Genomic DNA, 3,034 nt, shown 5'->3' on the forward strand with positions numbered 1-3,034 from the left:
ACCCCTTCCCATCCCGAACAGGACCGTGAAACGACTTTGCGCCGATGATAGTGCTGCAACCAGTGTGAAAGTAGGTTATCGTCAGGCTAGTTATAAGAAAAACCCCGTCCAGTGATCTGGTCGGGGTTTTTTGCTTTGGGCGCCAGAAGCTGGAGCAACGGATCGCGGCCTTGAGCGAGCGGCTACATCGGGTCACGACGCCACCATCGCCCGTCGCGCCCGCGTGGCGTCCCGCCAACGCGGTTCCGGTCGCGATGCCACTGCCGGATCTCGTCAAGGTCAGTCCCCGCGCCCCCTCGGCCGAAAACAGCATCGCACCCTTGCCACCGCTGCCCGCAGCCATCACGTCGGCGCCCGAGCCGCCGATTCCAGCTGGCAACCTGATGGCCAAGCTCGGTCTCGTGATCCTCTTCATCGGCATCGGCTTCCTGCAAGTATGCCGCCGCGACCTTCACCATTCCGATCGCGCTGCGCTTGTCCGCCGTGGTCCTGGCCGATCTCGGGCTGCTGGCCTGGGGATGGCGCCTGCGCCTGACGCGCAGGGAGCTCGCACCACCGATCCAGGCACGGCGATCGCCATCCTGATGCTGGTGATCTTCAGTGCCTGCCAACTCTACGCGCTGATACCTTCCGGTCTTGCGTTCGCACTGCTGGTGCCCCTCACGACATTCACCTGCCTGCCGGCGGTCCTGCAGGAAGCGCCCTGGCGCGCGGCATTCGGCATCACGGGTGGCTTCGCATCGCCCGTGCTGCTGGCGAGCGGGGAAGGCGGCAGCCATGTCGCACTCTTCGTCAATTACGCGCTGCTCAATACCGGTGTGTTCGCCCTGGCCTTCACGCGTTCATGGCATCCGCTCAATCTGCTGGGATTCATCTTCACTTTCATTATCGGCGCGGCCTGGGGCGGACTGCGCTGACCACCGCTTCGTGTTGATGCTGTGGGCCAGTGCGCTGCGCCGGCTCGCCGGCCAGGCCGCGCTCCATCACGCGCTGCTTCATCGGCTGAAGACCGGCGCCGCAATCGCGGCTTATGTCTGGTTTAACCTCATCCTGTTGCGCAGCGCGGCGCTATGTCGGCATCGACTACCGTTTCGGTGCGCTCGCGGCGTCGCAGTTCGTGCAAGCCATGCTGTCCCTGGTCTGGAGCGTGGGCGCGCTGGTGCTCATGCGCTTCTGCGCACGCCAGGCCATGTGGCGCAGTTGGTGGGGCGGAGCGATCGTGCTCGGCATCGAGGTACTGAAGCTGTTCCTGGTCGACCTGGCCAGCGGCGGCGGCATCGCGCGCGTCGTGTCCTGCGTCGGCGTCGGACTGCTGCTGCTGGTCGGCTACTTTGCGCCCTACCCGAAAACGGCGCATGGCGAACCATCGCCTGCTTCCGCTTGAGCTGACTGGAGACACCCATGTGCGCACTCATCGATCGACGCGCCATCGCCGCTGCGCTGGTGATGACGTCCCTTGCCGCCGTCGCCAGTCCGGGCGACGCGCAGGCCGATTATTCCCACATCCTGCCGCTCAGCGTCGACGCCGGCCAGGCCGTCGTGCAATTGCAGGTGCCGCGCGATGTGTACCTCAACGCGCGCTCGCCGACGCTGGACGACGTGCGGGTATTCGATGCCTCCGGCATGTCGATGCCGTCGCATTGGCCGACCTGGCGCCGCCAGCCACCGTGAGCAGGTCGGCCACGCCGGTTGCCGTCTTTCCCGTGCACGGTCGCGCGCGCGATGCCGGGCGTGTACACGACAGCCTGCAGATCTGCACCGGGAACGACGGCGCGGTCATTTCAGTGACGGCCCCGGCGCGCACGGTCAGCGACGAGCTGGTAGGCCTGGTCCTCGACCTGCGGCCGGCCGCCCGCGCAGCGCAGGTCGAGGCCGCAGCGCCGGTGGGAGGCTGATCTTGCACCTGCCGCCGGGAACGGGGAGCTATGGCGCATGGGTGGCACTCGACGTCAGCGACGACCTGCAAAACTGGCATGAGCTGGCATGAGCTGGCCGAGTCCGCGCTGAGCTGGCTGGTCAATGACCAGGGCACCAGCGTGCGGTTGTGGGCATGGCTGGTTGGCGGCGTGCTGGCATTGGGTGCGATGGCCTGGCATCTCTTCCGCCAGCTCGAGCGTGGCGCCGAGCGGCCAGTTGCCTGAATCGTCGCGCATGTAAAAAAGCCCGCCGGTTGGTGACTGGCGGGCTTGGCGACTGGATGATCGGTTCAGGCGGCGTGCATTCCACTGTTGATGCGCAGCTCGAGTTTGTCCCAGAAACGGTCGTGGATTGGTAGCAGCAGCACATTGCAGACCGGCTCGAGGATGGCGGCCAGGCCGCCGAAGGCGAGCGAGCCGGTGGCGCAGTAGATGACTGCGAACGCGACGCCCATGTGCATCAGCGTCTGGCTGACCTTCTCCGCAGCGATCTTCATGTAACGGTCGCGTTCCGACGTTGCCCGGGCACGGACGGCGGCCCATGCCTTTTCATGGAAGGGGAGCAGCAGGACGTTGATCACCGGCTCGATGATGATGGCCAGGCCGCTGAACACGACCGAACCCGTCATCGCATATGCGATCGTGAAGGCGATCACCATGTGGGTGATGACCTGACTGGTTTTCTTCGCTGCGATGACCATGGGGTTACCTCTTCACTTCGGTTGCTGACTGTAGAGCCAAATGATAATGATTCTCGATTATAGTGAAAAGCAAATAATATTGAAGAGGTTGATAGTGCTGATCTATCGATGAGGATGCGAGGTGGGTAAGATGGGGCTTGCGGAACGTGTCATCGGTTTGTTATAGTCTCGTTCTCCCGACGCAGACGCAGCCTCCAAGGCAGCGGAAAGCGAAAGGAAAAAGAGAGTTGACGAGATTTAAAAAACGCTTCATACTCTCTCTCCTCTGCTGCTGACGAACACAACGATTCGCAACGATGCAGCAAGAAGAAGCATCGAATTTTGATCTTTAAAAATTAACAGTCGATAAGTGTGGGCGTTTGATGAAGGTGCCGGCTGACTTGTTCAGCTGCATACTTAAAATATCAAATGTTCGCA

The 3,034-nt window shown here is 62.6% G+C and carries 6 protein-coding genes and 1 rRNA gene; 5 read left to right on the forward strand and 2 right to left on the reverse strand.

The genetic code is table 11. The features are described 5' to 3' along the window. From rrf to ABIB42_RS25740, 4 genes are all read left to right on the forward strand, one after another. Positions 1-87: ribosomal RNA gene (gene rrf, locus ABIB42_RS25725) — 5S ribosomal RNA — on the forward strand; the annotation flags it as partial. 83 nt (positions 88-170) lie between these two features. Continuing rightward, positions 171-917, forward strand: coding sequence for a DUF2339 domain-containing protein (locus tag ABIB42_RS25730; protein WP_229520302.1), 747 nt, complete (start codon positions 171-173; stop codon positions 915-917). A gap of 113 nt (positions 918-1,030) precedes the next feature. Beyond that, on the forward strand, positions 1,031-1,384 hold the full coding sequence (locus tag ABIB42_RS25735; RefSeq protein ID WP_184240584.1) for a DUF2339 domain-containing protein: 354 nt from the start codon (positions 1,031-1,033) through the stop codon (positions 1,382-1,384). A gap of 17 nt (positions 1,385-1,401) precedes the next feature. Then, positions 1,402-1,671 (forward strand): DUF3999 family protein, encoded by a 270-nt coding sequence (locus ABIB42_RS25740; protein WP_184240582.1) that lies wholly within the window; start codon positions 1,402-1,404, stop codon positions 1,669-1,671. Positions 1,672-1,781: 110 nt separating this feature from the next. Here ABIB42_RS25740 and ABIB42_RS25745 read toward each other — a convergent pair whose 3' ends face one another. Next, entirely contained in the window at positions 1,782-1,934 is a 153-nt protein-coding gene (locus ABIB42_RS25745; RefSeq protein WP_184240581.1) for a hypothetical protein, read from the reverse strand. Between the two features lie 39 nt (positions 1,935-1,973). On the opposite strand from ABIB42_RS25745, the gene ABIB42_RS25750 reads away from it, so the two are divergent. Next, a complete protein-coding gene (locus tag ABIB42_RS25750; protein ID WP_184240579.1) occupies positions 1,974-2,141 on the forward strand; it encodes a hypothetical protein in 168 nt (55 codons plus the stop codon). A gap of 65 nt (positions 2,142-2,206) precedes the next feature. Here ABIB42_RS25750 and ABIB42_RS25755 read toward each other — a convergent pair whose 3' ends face one another. Further along, positions 2,207-2,617, reverse strand: coding sequence for a DUF2061 domain-containing protein (locus tag ABIB42_RS25755; protein ID WP_184240577.1), 411 nt, complete (start codon positions 2,615-2,617; stop codon positions 2,207-2,209). Positions 2,618-3,034 lie beyond the last annotated feature (417 nt).

The organism is Massilia sp. UYP32, assembly GCF_050434365.1.
In the GTDB taxonomy this organism is placed as follows: domain Bacteria; phylum Pseudomonadota; class Gammaproteobacteria; order Burkholderiales; family Burkholderiaceae_D; genus Telluria; species Telluria timonae.

Coding starts and splice junctions, on each gene's coding strand:
- ABIB42_RS25735 (WP_184240584.1), top strand. CDS start 1,031: ATGTCTGGTTTAACCTCATCCTGTTGCGCAGCGCGGCGCTATGTCGGC.
- ABIB42_RS25740 (WP_184240582.1), top strand. CDS start 1,402: ATGTGCGCACTCATCGATCGACGCGCCATCGCCGCTGCGCTGGTGATG.
- ABIB42_RS25745 (WP_184240581.1), bottom strand. CDS start 1,934: ATGCGCCATAGCTCCCCGTTCCCGGCGGCAGGTGCAAGATCAGCCTCC.
- ABIB42_RS25750 (WP_184240579.1), top strand. CDS start 1,974: ATGAGCTGGCATGAGCTGGCCGAGTCCGCGCTGAGCTGGCTGGTCAAT.
- ABIB42_RS25755 (WP_184240577.1), bottom strand. CDS start 2,617: ATGGTCATCGCAGCGAAGAAAACCAGTCAGGTCATCACCCACATGGTG.